This window comes from Qiania dongpingensis, from assembly GCF_014337195.1.
In the GTDB taxonomy this organism is placed as follows: domain Bacteria; phylum Bacillota; class Clostridia; order Lachnospirales; family Lachnospiraceae; genus Lientehia; species Lientehia dongpingensis.
Map to the genome: position 1 here is coordinate 2,156,925 of NZ_CP060634.1, position 16,454 is coordinate 2,173,378.

13 protein-coding genes and 1 other annotated feature are annotated in these 16,454 nt (G+C 50.2%); of the genes, 12 read left to right on the forward strand and 1 reads right to left on the reverse strand.

The features are described from left to right. Window positions 1-250 precede the first annotated feature (250 nt). The 11 genes from H9Q78_RS10035 (at window position 251) to rplL (ending at window position 12,454) form a co-directional block, all read left to right on the forward strand. Window positions 251-1,060, forward strand: coding sequence for a MerR family transcriptional regulator (locus tag H9Q78_RS10035; RefSeq protein ID WP_249301449.1), 810 nt, complete (start codon window positions 251-253; stop codon window positions 1,058-1,060). 340 nt (window positions 1,061-1,400) lie between these two features. Then, the gene (gene ileS / locus H9Q78_RS10040) at window positions 1,401-4,556 is read left to right on the forward strand and encodes an isoleucine--tRNA ligase (protein ID WP_249301452.1); all 3,156 of its coding nucleotides are present in this window, start codon (window positions 1,401-1,403) and stop codon (window positions 4,554-4,556) included. A gap of 110 nt (window positions 4,557-4,666) precedes the next feature. After that, entirely contained in the window at window positions 4,667-7,132 is a 2,466-nt protein-coding gene (locus tag H9Q78_RS10045) for a glycogen/starch/alpha-glucan phosphorylase (RefSeq protein ID WP_249301454.1), read from the forward strand. Window positions 7,133-7,460: 328 nt separating this feature from the next. After that, on the forward strand, window positions 7,461-8,792 hold the full coding sequence (gene mgtE / locus H9Q78_RS10050; RefSeq protein WP_249301456.1) for a magnesium transporter: 1,332 nt from the start codon (window positions 7,461-7,463) through the stop codon (window positions 8,790-8,792). Between the two features lie 212 nt (window positions 8,793-9,004). Continuing rightward, window positions 9,005-9,154, forward strand: coding sequence for a 50S ribosomal protein L33 (gene rpmG, locus H9Q78_RS10055; RefSeq protein WP_147595249.1), 150 nt, complete (start codon window positions 9,005-9,007; stop codon window positions 9,152-9,154). A gap of 31 nt (window positions 9,155-9,185) precedes the next feature. Next, window positions 9,186-9,377 (forward strand): preprotein translocase subunit SecE, encoded by a 192-nt coding sequence (secE, locus tag H9Q78_RS10060; RefSeq protein ID WP_147595248.1) that lies wholly within the window; start codon window positions 9,186-9,188, stop codon window positions 9,375-9,377. A 16-nt stretch (window positions 9,378-9,393) separates the two neighbouring features. Next, window positions 9,394-9,909 (forward strand): transcription termination/antitermination protein NusG, encoded by a 516-nt coding sequence (nusG, locus tag H9Q78_RS10065; RefSeq protein WP_249301458.1) that lies wholly within the window; start codon window positions 9,394-9,396, stop codon window positions 9,907-9,909. 123 nt (window positions 9,910-10,032) lie between these two features. Beyond that, window positions 10,033-10,458, forward strand: coding sequence for a 50S ribosomal protein L11 (rplK, locus tag H9Q78_RS10070; protein WP_249301460.1), 426 nt, complete (start codon window positions 10,033-10,035; stop codon window positions 10,456-10,458). A 77-nt stretch (window positions 10,459-10,535) separates the two neighbouring features. Then, window positions 10,536-11,231: a 50S ribosomal protein L1 gene (rplA, locus tag H9Q78_RS10075; protein ID WP_147595245.1), complete on the forward strand. Its 696-nt coding sequence runs from the start codon at window positions 10,536-10,538 to the stop codon at window positions 11,229-11,231. Window positions 11,232-11,311: 80 nt separating this feature from the next. Further along, window positions 11,312-11,450, forward strand: a sequence feature (ribosomal protein L10 leader region). Between the two features lie 83 nt (window positions 11,451-11,533). Further along, window positions 11,534-12,022 carry a 50S ribosomal protein L10 gene (gene rplJ, locus H9Q78_RS10080; protein WP_231063238.1) on the forward strand — a complete coding sequence of 163 codons (489 nt, stop codon included), beginning with the start codon at window positions 11,534-11,536 and terminating at the stop codon, window positions 12,020-12,022. A 54-nt stretch (window positions 12,023-12,076) separates the two neighbouring features. Next, window positions 12,077-12,454, forward strand: coding sequence for a 50S ribosomal protein L7/L12 (rplL, locus tag H9Q78_RS10085; protein ID WP_147595243.1), 378 nt, complete (start codon window positions 12,077-12,079; stop codon window positions 12,452-12,454). A gap of 70 nt (window positions 12,455-12,524) precedes the next feature. Here rplL and H9Q78_RS10090 read toward each other — a convergent pair whose 3' ends face one another. Continuing rightward, window positions 12,525-13,580: a LacI family DNA-binding transcriptional regulator gene (locus H9Q78_RS10090; RefSeq protein WP_249301462.1), complete on the reverse strand. Its 1,056-nt coding sequence runs from the start codon at window positions 13,578-13,580 to the stop codon at window positions 12,525-12,527. A gap of 1,070 nt (window positions 13,581-14,650) precedes the next feature. On the opposite strand from H9Q78_RS10090, the gene H9Q78_RS10095 reads away from it, so the two are divergent. After that, window positions 14,651-16,375: a dihydroxyacetone kinase family protein gene (locus tag H9Q78_RS10095; protein WP_249301464.1), complete on the forward strand. Its 1,725-nt coding sequence runs from the start codon at window positions 14,651-14,653 to the stop codon at window positions 16,373-16,375. The last annotated feature ends 79 nt before the right edge of the window (window positions 16,376-16,454 follow it).

Genomic DNA, 16,454 nt, shown 5'->3' on the forward strand with positions numbered 1-16,454 from the left:
CGAGCGCCGCAAAGGCGTTAGCAGGATCTTCCCGGCCGCAGGGAGGTAAAAACCGAATCTCATGCAGGTTTTTATTGGAATCTGCCATGGAAAAATATCGATTTATCCATGGCAGTTGGAAAGGACCGACTGGAGGCCGTAAAGATTCTGGTTACGGCTGCCAGCGAGCCGCCTGGATGGAATCGGATTTCCTCCTGCCTAATCTATTGCTCAATTACATAAATCATTTGTTTGAAAGGTATTAAAAGGTATGAATAGAGAAATAGCAAAACTGACGACTTCCCAGTTCGCCAGACTGCATGGCGTCAATAAGAGAACTCTGCATTATTATGATAATATCGGTCTGTTTTCCCCGCGTTCCAAAGGAGAAAACAAGTACAGATATTATGATTATTTACAGAGCATTGAATTTGAATATATCCGGATGCTGAAGGAACTGAATATGGGGATCAGCGAGATCAAAGACTATTTGGACAATCCCAACGCGGATGATTTTACACGTTTGGCGGACACAAAGATCCGGGAAATAGAAGGAGAGATCCGGAGACTGAAGAAGAATAAAAAGGTTCTCCTGGATAAAAAGCAGAAGCTTGTCCTGTGCCGTACAGTCCAGGACGGCGAGGTTCGGCTGTCCGAATGTGAGGAAGAACGATTTTTGACGACCCCTTATGGGTTTGAGGAGGATGACCTGCAGAAATTGGCGGTCCATGTGAAGGAGGCATGGACTGTCGAACAGTACCGGGAAGGGATAGGAAGCTATATTTCCATTGACAAGGTCAGACAGGGGAATTTTGAAAGGTACGAAGGCCTTTTTACACCTGCGCCGCGGGACAGCAGGGAGGAGGAGATATTGGTGAGGCCCGGAGGAATGTACCTCTGCGGTTATGGAAGAGGCGGCTGGGACAGGCTTCCCGGCTTATACGAAAGGATGCTCCGGTTTGCCGATGAGAACCGGCTGGAATTATCTGGGTTTGCCTATGAAATGGGACTTAATGATTTTGCAGTCAGCAGCATGGAAGAATCGGTCACACAGGTACTGATTCGGGCAGAGCAGCGGTAAACAAAGGATTTTGGGCTTGACAATTAATTCCCGGAATTTTATAATGAGAGCAATATAATAGAGACTGTGATGGAGACAGTAAGACAGTAAGAAAGGTTCAGAGACCCGGCGATGGTGTGAGTTCGGGACGAGTAAGGCTGTGTGAATATCACTCCGGAGTTGCAGGCTGAATGATGAGACTGATTATCTTGTAGGCTATGCCGGTATCCACCGTTAGAGGGAGCGTATATAACCGTTCATAGGGCGGCGTATACAGAACGGGTGGTATTTGCGGAGACATCGGGCTTCGTCCTTTTCTGGACGAGGCCCTTTTTTATCCTATATTCAGGAGGTAGAAAACATGTATGACAAAGTATCTGCAAATCTCAATTTTGTAGAGCGTGAAAAAGAGACAGAAAAATTCTGGCAGGAACATGATATTTTTGAAAAAAGCATTGACAACAGGAAGGAAGGCGAGACCTATACTTTTTACGACGGACCGCCGACGGCCAACGGAAAACCCCACATCGGCCATGTGCTGACAAGGGTGATCAAGGATATGATCCCCCGCTACCGCACGATGAAGGGATATATGGTCCCCAGGAAAGCCGGATGGGATACCCATGGCCTCCCCGTCGAGCTGGAAGTGGAAAAGATGCTGGGCCTGGACGGAAAAGAGCAGATTGAACAGTATGGCCTGAAGCCGTTTATCGAGCACTGCAAGGAGAGCGTGTGGAAATATAAAGGGATGTGGGAAGATTTCTCATCCACGGTCGGCTTTTGGGCAGATATGGAGCATCCTTACGTCACCTATGACAATGATTTCATTGAATCCGAGTGGTGGGCGTTGAAGAAGATTTGGGACAAGGGGCTGCTGTATAAAGGCTTTAAGATCGTGCCCTACTGTCCGCGCTGCGGGACTCCCCTTTCCAGCCACGAAGTGGCTCAGGGATATAAGGATGTGAAGGAGCGCTCCGCGATCGCCCGTTTTAAAGTGAAGGGTGAGGACGCCTATATCCTGGCATGGACGACAACGCCCTGGACGCTGCCGTCCAACGTCGCTCTCTGTGTGAATCCCAATGAGCAGTATGCAAAGGTAAAAGCGGCCGACGGATACGTCTACTACATGGCCGTCGCTCTTCTGGATACAGTCCTGGGCCGGCTGGCGGAAGAGGGACAAGCCGCTTATGAAGTATTGGAGACCTATTCAGGCAGGGATCTGGAATATAAAGAATATGAACCTTTGTTTGAATGTGCGGCCGAGGTGGCAGAAAAACAGCGCAAAAAAGCCTTCTATGTCCTCTGCGATACCTATGTGACGCTGACGGACGGCACCGGCGTCGTTCATATTGCGCCGGCATTTGGCGAAGACGACGCCCGGGTGGGCCGCAGATATGATCTTCCCTTTGTACAGCTGGTCGATGAAAAAGGGGATATGACGGAAGAGACTCCCTTTGCCGGCATGTTTGTAAAGGATGCGGATTCCAAGGTGCTGCAGTGGCTGGACGAGAGGAAGCTTTTGTACGACGCTCCCAAATTTGAACACAGCTATCCCCACTGCTGGAGATGCGATACTCCTCTGATCTATTATGCCCGCGAATCCTGGTTTATCAAGATGACGGATGTAAAAGAGGATCTGATCCGGAACAACAATACCATCAACTGGATTCCGGAAAGCATCGGGAAAGGGCGCTTCGGCGACTGGCTGGAGAACATCCAGGACTGGGGGATTAGCCGGAACCGGTACTGGGGGACGCCGCTCAACATCTGGGAATGTGAGTGCGGCCATCAGCATTCCATCGGGAGCATAGAAGAGCTTCGGAGCATGTCGCCTGACTGCCCGGAGGATATAGAGCTTCACCGTCCTTTTATCGATGAAGTGACCATCACCTGTCCGGTCTGCGGAAAACAAATGCACCGGGTGCCGGAGGTGATCGACTGCTGGTTTGACTCCGGCTCCATGCCTTTTGCCCAGCACCATTATCCCTTTGAGAACGAAGAGCTGTTCCATCAGCAGTTCCCGGCCCAGTTCATTTCAGAGGCGGTTGACCAGACCAGAGGATGGTTCTATTCTCTGCTGGCGGTCTCCACTCTGATCTTCAATAAAGCGCCTTATGAAAACGTGATCGTATTGGGCCATGTACAGGATGAGAACGGGCAGAAGATGAGCAAGTCCAAGGGGAACGCGGTGGATCCCTTTGACGCGCTGGAGACCTACGGCGCCGACGCCATCCGCTGGTATTTCTACGTCAACAGCGCGCCGTGGCTGCCCAACCGGTTTCACGGAAAGGCCGTCCAGGAAGGACAGAGAAAATTCATGGGCACTCTGTGGAATACCTATGCTTTCTTTGTGCTTTACGCAAACATCGATAATTTTGACGCCACGAGGTATTCTCTGGACTATGAAAAACTTTCCGTAATGGATAAATGGCTTCTGTCCAAGATGAATAGTATGGTAAAGGATGTAGACAATAATCTGGAGAACTACAAGATCCCCGAAGCCGCCAGGACGCTTCAGGAGTTTGTGGATGACATGAGCAACTGGTATGTGAGGAGGAGCCGTGAGCGCTTCTGGGCCAAGGGCATGCCGCAGGATAAGATCAATGCGTATATGACGCTTTATACGGCTCTGGTGACCGTGAGCAAGGCGGCGGCGCCCATGATTCCGTTTATGACAGAGGACATTTATCGTAATCTCGTATGCAGTATTGACAAAAACGCGCCGGAGAGCGTCCATCTGTGCGATTTCCCCGCAGTATGCGAGGAACAGATCGACAAGGCTCTGGAAGAGAACATGGATCATGTGCTGAAAGTGGTGGTCATGGGCCGCGCATGCCGCAATACCGCCAATATCAAGAACAGGCAGCCCATCGGCAGGATGTTTGTGAAAGCACCGTTTACTCTGAGCAGCTACTATCGGGAAATCGTGGAGGATGAGCTGAACGTAAAGGAAGTGTCGTTTACGGAGGACGTCCGGGAGTTCACATCCTACACCTTCAAACCGCAGATGCGGACGGTCGGACCGAAGTACGGAAAGCTGCTTGGACAGATCAAGCAGAAGCTTGCCGAGCTGGACGGCAGCGCCGCCATGGATGAACTGAACGCCAAAGGAGAGCTGGCCATGACGGTAGACGGGACAGCCGTCTCCCTGACGACTGAGGACCTTCTCATTGATACGGCACAGAAAGAAGGATATGTGACAGAAGGAGATAAGGAGGTGGCAGTGGTGCTGGATACAAATCTGACACCAGAGCTTGTGGAAGAGGGATTTGTCCGCGAGATCATAAGCAAGGTTCAGACCATGCGGAAGGAAGCCGGCTTTGAAGTTACCGACCATATCAATCTGTATCAGGATGACAGTGACAAGATTGCCGGGATTCTTAAGAAATACACGGACACGATCAAAAACGAGGTTCTGGCCGAAAAGATTTTCATCGGAAAGATAACAGGCTATGAAAAGGACTGGAATATCAACGGAGAAAATGTTATGCTAGGAGTGGAAAAAGCAACGGTATAATAAAAACCGTGCGCGCTGGGCGGACAATGGGGTGCCGAATCATGCAGTGCGCACCTCCTCCGGCGGGAGCCGGCAGGCGGGGAGGGGCAAAAATCCGATAGGAGGAAAATATGTCCAGTTATCAGTTTAATAAAGAAGAATTCAAGCAGGAAGTGACCAGTAATGTGAAGAACCTGTTCCGGCGCACCATTGCGGAAGCGACGCCGAAGCAGGTATTCCAGGCTGTAGCATACGCGGTGAAGGATGTCCTCATCGACGAGTGGATCGCCACTCATAAGGAATATGAGAAAGAAGACGCCAAGACCTTGTACTATATGTCCATGGAGTTCCTCATGGGCCGCGCTCTTGGAAATGATATCATCAATATCAAGGCAAGGGACGGTATCCGAGAGGCTCTTGACGAGCTCGGTTTCGATCTGAATGTGATTGAAGACCAGGAGCGGGATTACGCGCTGGGGAACGGAGGCCTGGGACGTCTGGCCGCCTGCTTCCTGGACTCCCTTGCTACGCTGGGGTATCCGGCCTATGGCTGCGGGATCCGCTATAAGTATGGGATGTTCAAGCAGGAGATCAAGGATGGCTACCAGATAGAAGTGCCCGATGACTGGCTGCGTGACGGCAATCCGTTTGAGGTGCGCCGGGATGAATATGCGGTCGAGGTGAAATTCGGCGGATATGTGCGGACAGAATGTGACCAGTACGGGCGCAATCATTTCATTCAGGAGAATTACCAGTCCGTGCGCGCCGTTCCATATGACCTGCCGATCGTGGGCTATGGGAACAACGTGGTGAACACGCTGATGATCTGGGACGCGGAGCCCATCAACACATTCAATCTGGAATCCTTTGACAAGGGCGACTATCAGACCGCCGTGGAACAGGAGAACCTGGCGAAGAACATCGTAGAGGTCCTGTACCCCAATGACAACCATTATGCGGGCAAGGAGCTTCGGCTGAAGCAGCAGTATTTCTTTATTTCCGCCAGCGTTCAGCGCGCGGTGAATAAATTCAAGGCAAAGCATGACGATATCCATAAGCTTCCGGAAAAGGTCGTGTTCCAGATGAACGACACCCATCCCACAGTGGCTGTGCCGGAGCTCATGAGGATCCTCCTGGATGAAGAAGGGCTTACCTGGGAGGAAGCGTGGGATATCACGACAAAGACCTGCGCTTATACCAATCATACTATCATGGCAGAGGCGCTGGAAAAATGGCCCCTGGAGCTGTTCTCCAGACTGCTTCCCCGTATTTATCAGATTGTGGAAGAAATCAACCGCCGGTTTGTGGAGCGGATTCGCCAGACCTATCCCGGAGACGAGGAAAAGGTGAGGAGCATGGCCATCATCTATGACGGACAGGTGAAGATGGCCCATCTTGCCATTGCAGGAAGCTTTTCTGTCAACGGCGTGGCGCAGCTCCATACGGAGATTCTTAAGAAAAAGGTCCTGAAAGATTTCTATGAGATGGACCCCTGGAAGTTCAACAACAAGACCAATGGGATTACGCAGCGGCGTTTCCTGCTTCACGGAAATGAACTGCTGGCTAGCTGGGTGACAGATAAGATTGGGGATGAATGGATAACCGATCTGCCCCATATCAAAAAGCTGGCGCTCTATGCCGATGATGAGAAATGCCAGCAGGAGTTCATGAACATCAAATATCAGAACAAGCTCCGTCTTGCGCGGTATATCAAAGAAAACAACGGCATTGATGTGGACCCCCGCTCTATCTTTGACGTGCAGGTAAAGAGGCTGCATGAGTATAAGAGACAGCTGCTGAACATCCTTCATGTGATGTACCTGTATAACCAGCTGAAGGACAATCCGGAGATGGATATGGTGCCCAGAACCTTTATATTCGGGGCAAAAGCCGCCGCGGGCTATAAGATCGCCAAGCTGACCATCAAGCTGATCAATTCCGTGGCGGATGTGATAAACAACGATAAATCGATCAAAGGAAAGATTAAGGTGGTGTTCATCGAGGATTACCGTGTGTCCAACGCGGAGTGGATCTTTGCGGCTGCCGATGTGAGCGAGCAGATCTCTACGGCCAGCAAGGAAGCCTCCGGCACCGGAAATATGAAATTCATGCTGAACGGCGCCCTTACTCTCGGCACCATGGACGGCGCCAATGTGGAAATCGTGGAGGAAGTTGGGAAGGAATATGCCTTTATCTTCGGCATGACTTCCGACGAAGTCATTGCCTATGAGACGAGAGGCGGCTACAATCCCATGGATATTTTCAACAATGACCAGGATATCCGCCGGGTGCTGATGCAGCTGATCAACGGCTATTATGCGCCGAACAATACGGAGCTGTTCCGCGATCTTTACAATTCTCTCCTCAATACTTTGAGCACCAGCAGGGCGGATACGTACTTCAATCTGAAGGATTTCCGCGCCTATGCGGAAGCACAGAAGAAGGTGGATCAGGCTTACCGGGATGAGAAGTGGTGGGCAAAGGCTGCCATCATGAATGTGGCATGCTCCGGAAAATTCACATCCGACCGTACCATCCAGCAGTATGTGGATGAGATCTGGCATCTGGATAAGGTGACGGTAGATATGGACGAATGAGAAAGAAACGGAAGAACCATGTAAAATCCATGTAAAGCCGGTTGACAAAGCGAAGAGAAATATAGTATAAATGAATTAGGCGAAAGAGGCACGTCACCCAGTCACTGACGTGCCTTTTCCTTTGATAAGAATTGACCAGGAGCATTTTGAAAGGTGGTGGATTTATGGATTCAGACGGCAGTTGCAGGCAAAGCATGATGAGGGAAGCCCATAGGTCCACCATGACGGATGCCTGATAATAGACGGGCTTTTGTCTCATGTTTTGCGTATATCGGATGGAAAGAGCCGGAAAGTCGTCCGGCAGAGAATACGCAGAAGGAGGCAGAGTATGACGGAAAAAGAAATATGTGAACTGCTGGGAAGAAAGCAGTATAAAGCGATCAAAGAGTCCTTTGCGGACATGAATGAAGTGGACCTGGCGGAGCTTTTGGAAAGGCTGCCGGAGAAGCAGATGATAATGGCCTTCCGCTTGATCGGAAAAGAGGAGGGGGCGGAGACCTTCAGCTTAATGGAGCCGAAGCAGCAGCAGATCCTGGTGGAGGCGCTGACTGAGCGGGAATTAAAAGCGGTGCTGGATGAAATGTTCCTGGATGATACGGCAGATCTCCTGGAGGAGATGCCGGCAAACGTGGTGGAACGGATTCTCGCCAATACAGACGTGGAAACCAGGAGACAGTTAAACCAGCTGCTCAGCTATCCGGAGGACAGCGTGGGCAGCATCATGACGGTGGAATATGTGGATCTGAAGCCGGAGATGACCGTGCGGGATTCCCTGGAGAAGATCCGCCGGGTGGGGATTGACAGTGAAACGATCTATACCTGCTATGTGATCCGGAACAAGAAGCTTTTAGGAATCGTGACAGCGAAAGCCCTCCTGATCTCCGATGAAAGAAAGACTGTAGAAGAGATCATGGAGTCCAATATCATCTCCATCAATACCCATGACGACCAGGAGGCCGCGGCGAAGCTGGTGCGGAAATATGGTCTTTTGGCTCTGCCTGTAGTGGATAAGGAAGGCTGCATGGTCGGCATCGTGACTGTTGATGACGCCATGGAGGTCATGCAGGATGAGACCACCGAGGATATTACCCTGATGGCGGCCATCGCGCCCAGTGAGGATTCCTATTTCGGGACTTCCGTATTCCGGCATGCGAGGAACCGGATCGTATGGCTGCTGATTCTGATGCTGTCGGCCACGTTCACCGGTGTGATCATCACAAAATATGAAAATGCGTTCGCTGCGATTCCGCTTCTGGTGTCGTTTATCCCGATGTTAATGGATACCAGCGGAAACTGCGGTTCTCAGAGCGCCACTCTGATCATCCGCGGCATGGCCATTGACGAAATACACCTGAAGGATGTGATCCGGGTGGTATGGAAGGAAATGAGGGTGGCGGTACTGGTGAGCACGACGCTGGCGGTGGTGAACGGCATCCGGATCTTTGTAATGTACGGCGATGTGAGGATGGCGGTCCTGATCGGACTGACCCTTGTGTGCACCATTACCCTGGCGGAGCTCATAGGCTGTACGCTTCCCATGCTTGCCAAAAAGTGCAGGCTGGACCCGGCGATCATGGCCGCGCCGCTCATTACCACTTGTGTGGATGCGGCGGCGATACTGATCTATTTTTCCATTGCGACGAGTCTTTTCAAGCTTTAAGAGGATATGCGGAACAGACGGCGGCATCCCGTATTGGAAACAGATGCCGCCGCCGGGGTTCCCCGGACGCGGAAAATGCCTGAAAAGGCCGAAAAACAAAGGAAAATCCTTGACGGATATATGGATTTATGATATAGTGAACAGGCGTATGGAAGCAAAAGGGCTTTTTTTTTTGGCCCTAATTACAAAAAACGATAACGGAGGTGGAAGTTATGCGTGTAAGGATTACATTGGCATGTACGGAATGCAAGCAGCGGAATTACAACATGACGAAGGATAAGAAAACGCATCCTGAGAGAATGGAAACCAAGAAGTATTGCAGATTCTGCAAAACGCACACAATGCATAAGGAAACCAAGTAATTGGTGCTTGCGGCAGGAAAGTGAGAATGGCATGGAAGAAAGCGCAAAGAAGAAAAAGAGCTTATTCAAGAATTTGAAGGCAGAGTTCAAAAAGATTATCTGGCCGGATAAGAAGTCTTTCACAAGACAGACCGTCGCGGTCGTGCTCACATCTGTGTTCCTGGGTGCAGTGATTGCATTGTTGGATTTGGTGATTAAATTCGGCATCAATTTCGTTATATAAGGATAAGGGTGATGATATGTCAGAAGCGAATTGGTATGTAGTCCATACTTATTCAGGTTATGAAAACAAGGTAAAAGTCGATATTGAAAAAACAATAGAAAACCGGAACCTGCATGACCAAATCCTGGAAGTAACCGTACCGATGCAGGATGTTGTAGAGGTTAAGAACGGCATGAGGAAACAGGTTCAGAAGAAGATGTTCCCCGGCTATGTCCTCATCAACATGGTTATGAATGACGATACATGGTATGTCGTAAGAAACACCAGAGGCGTGACAGGCTTTGTGGGGCCGGGTTCCAAGCCGGTGCCGCTGACGGAAGAGGAGATGCGTCCTTTGGGCATCCAGAGCAATGAAGTGCTTGTGGACTTCGAGCTGGGAGACGCGGTGACAGTCATTTCCGGCGCCTGGGAAGGCACCGTCGGCAACATCAAGGGAATCAATCAGGGCAAGCAGAGCGTCACGATCAATGTGGATATGTTCGGCCGGGAGACCCCGGTGGAGCTGAATTTCACAGAAGTGAAAAAGATGTAACTAAAACGTCTGCCGGGAGAGTCTTGCAGCTGGCTGTCCGGAGGCAGCGCGTGGGAGGCGTTGAGCCGTTAATCAGGATGGAGGTTCCATCCACTACCACAATTGATTTAGGAGGTGCCTAAAATGGCAAAAAAAGTAGTTGGTTATATTAAATTACAGATTCCTGCTGGTAAGGCGACACCCGCACCGCCGGTTGGTCCTGCGCTGGGGCAGCACGGTGTGAACATTGTTCAGTTTACGAAGGAATTCAATGCTAGGACGGCAGACAAGGGAGATCTCATCATTCCCGTTGTCATTACCGTATATGCGGACAGAAGCTTTAGCTTCGTGACAAAGACGCCGCCGGCGGCCGTTCTTCTGAAGAAGGCATGCAACATTAAATCCGGGTCCGGTGTTCCCAATAAGAATAAGGTGGCCAGCATTTCCAAGGCTAAGCTTCAGGAGATTGCTGAGATGAAGATGCCTGACCTGAACGCTGCGACGGTTGAGGCGGCCATGAGCATGATCGCCGGCACTGCACGCAGCATGGGAATCACTGTAGAAGACTGAGCAAAGGATTGTTCAGCAGTCAATCGTTTTAGATGTGGGAGGGATATTCCCGCAATTACCACTAGGAGGTTTATTTTATGAATAGAGGAAAGAAATACGCAGAAGCTGCTAAATTAATCGACCGTACGATCCAGTATGAGCCGGCAGACGCGGTTGCTCTTGTAAAGAAGACCGCGGTTGCCAAATTTGACGAGACCATTGAAGCCCACATCCGTACAGGCTGTGATGGACGTCATGCTGACCAGCAGATCCGAGGCGCCGTTGTGCTGCCCCACGGAACAGGCAAGACCGTTCGTGTCCTGGTATTCGCAAAGAATGCAAAAGCCGACGAGGCTCAGGCTGCAGGCGCAGATTTTGTAGGCGCTGAGGAACTGATTCCGAAGATCCAGAATGAAGGATGGCTGGATTTCGACGTGGTTGTCGCTACCCCGGATATGATGGGCGTGGTTGGCCGTTTGGGCCGTGTGCTCGGACCGAAAGGCCTGATGCCCAACCCTAAGGCGGGAACCGTGACCATGGATGTGGCAAAAGCCATCGCTGAAATCAAGGCTGGTAAGATTGAATACAGACTGGATAAGACCAATATTGTCCATGTACCGCTGGGCAAGGCTTCTTTTACAGAGGAGCAGTTGTCCGAAAACTTCCAGACGTTAATGAATGCAATTATAAAAGCAAAACCCAGCGCACTGAAGGGCCAGTATTTGAAGAGCGTGACTCTGACATCCACCATGGGCCCCGGTGTGAAGGTAAATCCCCTCAAGTTCATGGGCTGATCCGATTTAGGATCTCCGTCGGAATGATGGGAAAAAGAGATTGACACAAGAAATAATATGTGTTAATTTATATGAGTACGGCTTTTGCCGTATATTCGCCGAAGACAGCAGGTACCCACGGGTGTAAGCGTTGCGCCTGCCGAGGAAGATAAGATTGACAGTATGTGAATTCTTATGCCCCCTGTACGTCTTTGCGTACAGGGGTTTTATTTCATAGGAAACAGGACTTCTTATCTCGCGTCTAGCAAACACGCAGACAGCGCGTTTGAACGGCGGCAAAATAAAATAAGGAGGAAAAAAGAATGGCAAAAGTGGAATTGAAACAGCCGGTTGTGGAAGAGATTTCCAATCTGCTGAAGGAAGCCAAATCTGCGGTCATCGTGGATTATCGCGGGCTGACAGTTGAGCAGGATACAGAACTGCGTAAACAGCTGAGAGAAGCCGGCGTTAATTACAAGGTATATAAAAATACCATGATCAATTTTGCAATCCAGGGTACAGAATTTGAACCTCTGAAAGCGAACCTGGAAGGCCCTACGGCTCTGGCCACATCCGCTACGGATGAAACTGCGCCTGCCCGCATCATGAACGAATTCAGTAAAAAGGCAGACAAGCTGCAGCTGAAAGCCGGCGTCGTGGAAGGAAGCTATTATGATGAAGCAGGCATAAAGCTGATCGCGACTATCCCCAGCAGAGAAGAACTCCTGGGCAAACTGCTTGGAAGCATGCAGTCTCCGATCGCGAACTTTGCTCGCGTTATCAGCCAGATTGCGGAGTCCAAGGCAGAATGATCATCACCAAGAAAAAACTATTTATGAATATAAAACTTTATGGAGGTAAATAAAATGGCAAAGTTAACTACTGCAGAATTTATTGATGCGATCAAAGAGTTAAGCGTATTAGAGTTAAATGATCTGGTAAAAGCTTGTGAAGAAGAGTTTGGTGTATCCGCAGCAGCAGGTGTTGTTGTGGCGGCAGGCGGTGCGGCAGGCGGCGCAGCTGAGGAAGAGAAGACTGAGTTCGATGTAGAGCTTACAGAAATCGGACCTAACAAGGTTAAGGTCATCAAGGTTGTACGTGAAGCTACCGGTTTAGGCCTTAAAGAGGCTAAGGAAGTGGTAGACAGCGCTCCCAAGGTTGTAAAGGCTCAGGCCAGCAAAGAAGAGGCTGAGGAAATCAAGACCAAACTGGAAGCAGAGGGTGCAAAGGTTACTCTTAAATAATTCCATACGAACTGAAGGATCAAATATGATCAGGGCGGCATACCTTTCGGTATACCGCCCTTTTGGGCTGTCAGGATTTTAGTTCACCGGTGGGTACCGCACTTCTCCGTATGATCAGTTCTCCGCTTACAAGAATCTTGGCGGGAGCTGTCCCCGGATTTTTCAGCTTATAATGGAGCAGCTGGACTGCCTGGGCGCCCAGCTCTTTACATGGTACCCGGACAGAGGTGAGAGGAGGGGCGCAGATGGCGCTGAAAGAAATGTCGTCTATGCCCACGATGGAATAATCCTGAGGAAGACGGAAACCTTTGTCTTTAAGAGCGCGGCTGCACCCGAGCGCGATCATGTCGTTGTCCGCAAGAAGGGCTGGGGGAAGATCGGCTCCTTGGTCCAGCAGGCGGCTCATTTCCTGATATGCGCCCGCCATGGAGGGGGTAAGGCAATAGATGCGTTCTTCCGCCTGGGAGAGCCCCAGCCGGCTGACCGCGTTTTGATAGCCCTGAAAACGGGCACTGAAGTTGCCGGTATTCATGGAACTGTGAAGATAGCCGATGTCCCTGTGGCCGAGTGAAAAAAAATAGTCCATCGCTTTTTCCACGATTTCCTCGTTGTTCATTGTCACACAATTCAGGGAGTGCCCCGGAGCGGGAGTATCCACGAGGATAACAGGTACGGAAAGCCTTTCAAAAATCGGCAGGTCATGCGCTTCCAGCTCGGTGCCCAGGACGACGATGCCGTCCAGTGGGTCGGAAGAGACCATGTGGTAGATCTCTTCTTTGTTTTCCGGGCCGAAGGAGGTGATGACAAGGCGATAACCCAGCTTCCTGCATTCTTCTTCCAGGGAATCAATGATTGAAGAGACAAAATTCCCGTTTTCTTCCACAAGTATTGCGGAATTTTTATATTTCAAAAAACGTATGCTTCTATGAAAAGAAGCTTTATCCCGAAACTCGCTGAAAGCCTCCTCCTTCTTTTCGACTGAGTACCCGTATTCTTCCAGCACCGCGGATATCCTGGCCCTGGTTTCGGTGCTGACCCCTTTTCTGTGGTTGATCACAATAGATACGGCTGCCGGGGAAACACCCAGTTCTGCCGCGATATCCTTCAGCTTATGTTCTTTTTTCATATCTGCACTCTCCGATTCTATGCTATAAAATACTTTTTGGAATCATTTTAGTAAATTCCGATTACGCTCCAGTTAGGCACCGGCAGAAGTTCCGGACCGTCACGATTTCGGTTCGCTGGCGACGCAGGGGCCGCTTTATCCCCGCTTCAGGAGTACCGCTCACATGTCGACGGAAAATCCGGATGATTTTCCATCTTCGGTTCGCCCAGAAACGGAATCGGTATTTTTCGTTTCTGCCTCCCTCCGCCTGGGGAACACCGGCCGCTGCCCTGCGGCGCTCACCTTTAGGCCGGCCCGGAATCTTTCTGCCGGTATTCTTTCTGCCGCACCGTTTCAGACGACTTCCGTTCCCTTGATTCCAGAAAAGGATCGGATATCCACACGGCCCGCGCGCCTAACGGCAGCGGGCTACGGCAGACCGCCCCAATAGCTTTTGAGGCAAACGGAAGATACGTTGGTGCGGGAGGAGGAAGGATCCGATCCTATCGTAAGGCGAGCACCGCAGAGCCGTTAGCAGGCTCTTCCCGGCCGCAGGGAGGTAAAAACCGAATCTCATGCAGGTTTTTATTGAAATCTGACATGGAAAAATATCGATTTATCCATGTCAGTTGGAAAGGACCGACTGGAGGCCGTAAAGAACCTGGTTACGGCTGCCAGCGAGCCGCCTGGATGGAATCGGATTTCCTCCTGCCTCATCTGGTTGTAAAGATACGCTTGTTTTAAAGATATTTAAAGGTAGGATACAAAATACTTTTTGGAATCATTTTTAATTACTTCCGATTAAGCTTCAATTAAACACCGGCCGCCGCCCTGAAAACGTGCTGTCTCACTGAATTTAGTATAGCATAAATATTAAAAAAAGGAAACTAAAATTTAGAGAATACTAAATATTTAGAAAAACAAACCTGGCTGGATATGGGAAATATGTATAAAGAAAGAAGAAACAAAAGATCATAATAATAAAATATGACGGAAAAACTTGACAAGAGATAAAGTTCTTGCTAGTATAAAATTAAATTGAGTAAGCTGGAACTAAAATTTAGTAATCATGACAAATCGGAGGGTTTAGGATGAAAAAAATTATCAACGCACCGGAAAACTATGTGGATGAGATGCTGGAGGGTATTTATGTAGCCCACCCTGATCTGGTGACTTATGTGAACGACGACCTGCGCTGCCTGGTCACGGCCAATAAAAAGGAAGGAAAAGTAGGCATCGCGACGGGCGGCGGGTCCGGACATCTTCCCCTGTTCCTGGGTTATGTGGGAAGAGGCATGCTGGATGGCTGCTGTGTGGGCGATGTGTTCCAGTCCCCCAGCTCTGAACAAATGCTGGCAGTTACGAAGTCTATTGATTCCGGCGCAGGTGTTCTTTATATTTATGGAAATTACAACGGAGATATTTTCAACTTTGACATGGCGGCTGAGATGGCCGAGTTTGAGGATGGAATCCGGGTGGAAAGTGTCCTCGGGGCCGACGATGTCGCTTCCGGTCCTCTCCCTGGAGATGGCGAAAAGAGCATCCGCCGCGGCGTTGCCGGTATTTTCTTTGTGTATAAGTGTGCGGGAGCAGCAGCGGACGAGATGATGAGCCTGGATGAAGTAAAGCGTATAGCGGAAAAAGCTGCGGCGAGCGTCCGGACGATGGGCGTGGCTCTGACACCCTGTATCGTTCCGCGTGTGGGACATCCCGGCTTTTCCATCGGCGATGATGAAATGGAGATAGGCATGGGGATTCATGGTGAGACCGGAATCCGCAGAGGTAAGCTGGAACCCGCTGATGAGATAGTAGAAGAGATGCTGGAAAAGATCTTGGGCGACTTTGATGAAATAGACGGCAGTACTGTGGCCGTTCTGGTAAATGGATTGGGAGCGACGACCCTGGATGAGCAGTATATTGTTACCAGGAAGATCGATCAGATCTTGAAAGGAAGAAACATTGACGTAAAGAAATACTATGTTGGAGAATATGCAACAGCCCTGGAGATGGCCGGCGTATCCATCTCGGTTCTTAAGCTGGACGAGGAGCTGGAGCAGCTTCTGCTCAAGCCCGCGCAGACTCCTTTTTTCCGTCAGGGAAGCATGAATGAGGAAAGTACTATAAATCGCGCAAAAAAATGTGCTGAGAGCACAACACAAAAGGCGGGAGAAAGTGGTAATATAGAGGAAGCGGATGCGGATACGAACATTTTGGCTGACTTTTTAAAGAACGTCAAGGAAATAATGGCGGATAAAAAGGATTATCTGATCGATCTGGACAGCGTAGTCGGAGACGGGGATCTGGGTCTGACTATGTCCGACGGTTTTGCCGCCGCTTATAAAGCGGTACATGGAAGCGGAGAAGCGGATTCCGGAAAGCTGCTGTATGCGGCTGGAAAAGCGATGTCGATTGCCGTGCCTTCTACCATGGGGACTTTGATGGCTTCCGGTCTCATGCAGGCAGGAAAACGTCTGAGGGGTAAGACGGAACTGGGCCTGGCAGAATATGTTGAGCTTTTTGAGGGTTATACAGAAGGAGTCATGAACCTGGGCAAAGCAAAGGTCGGCGATAAAACGTTTCTGGATGGCATAGTTCCTGCTGTGGAAGCGATGAAAGCGGCCAAGGAAGCGGGAAAAGATGTAAAGGAAGCGGCTCATGACGCGAGAGAAGCGGCAGAGAAAGGCTTTAAGGCTACGACATCCATGGTAGCGGTCCACGGCAGAGCGGCGACCAGAGGAGAGGCTTCCCGGTCACTGCAGGATCCCGGAGCAGCAGTAGCGATGCTGGTCATGGAAGCATTTGACCGGACAGTCTGACACAGGAGATCGGTTAATACGAAACGCCAGGTGCCGTATGTATCCCACAATCCGGCCGTGAGCCGGTTTCCAGGAGAAG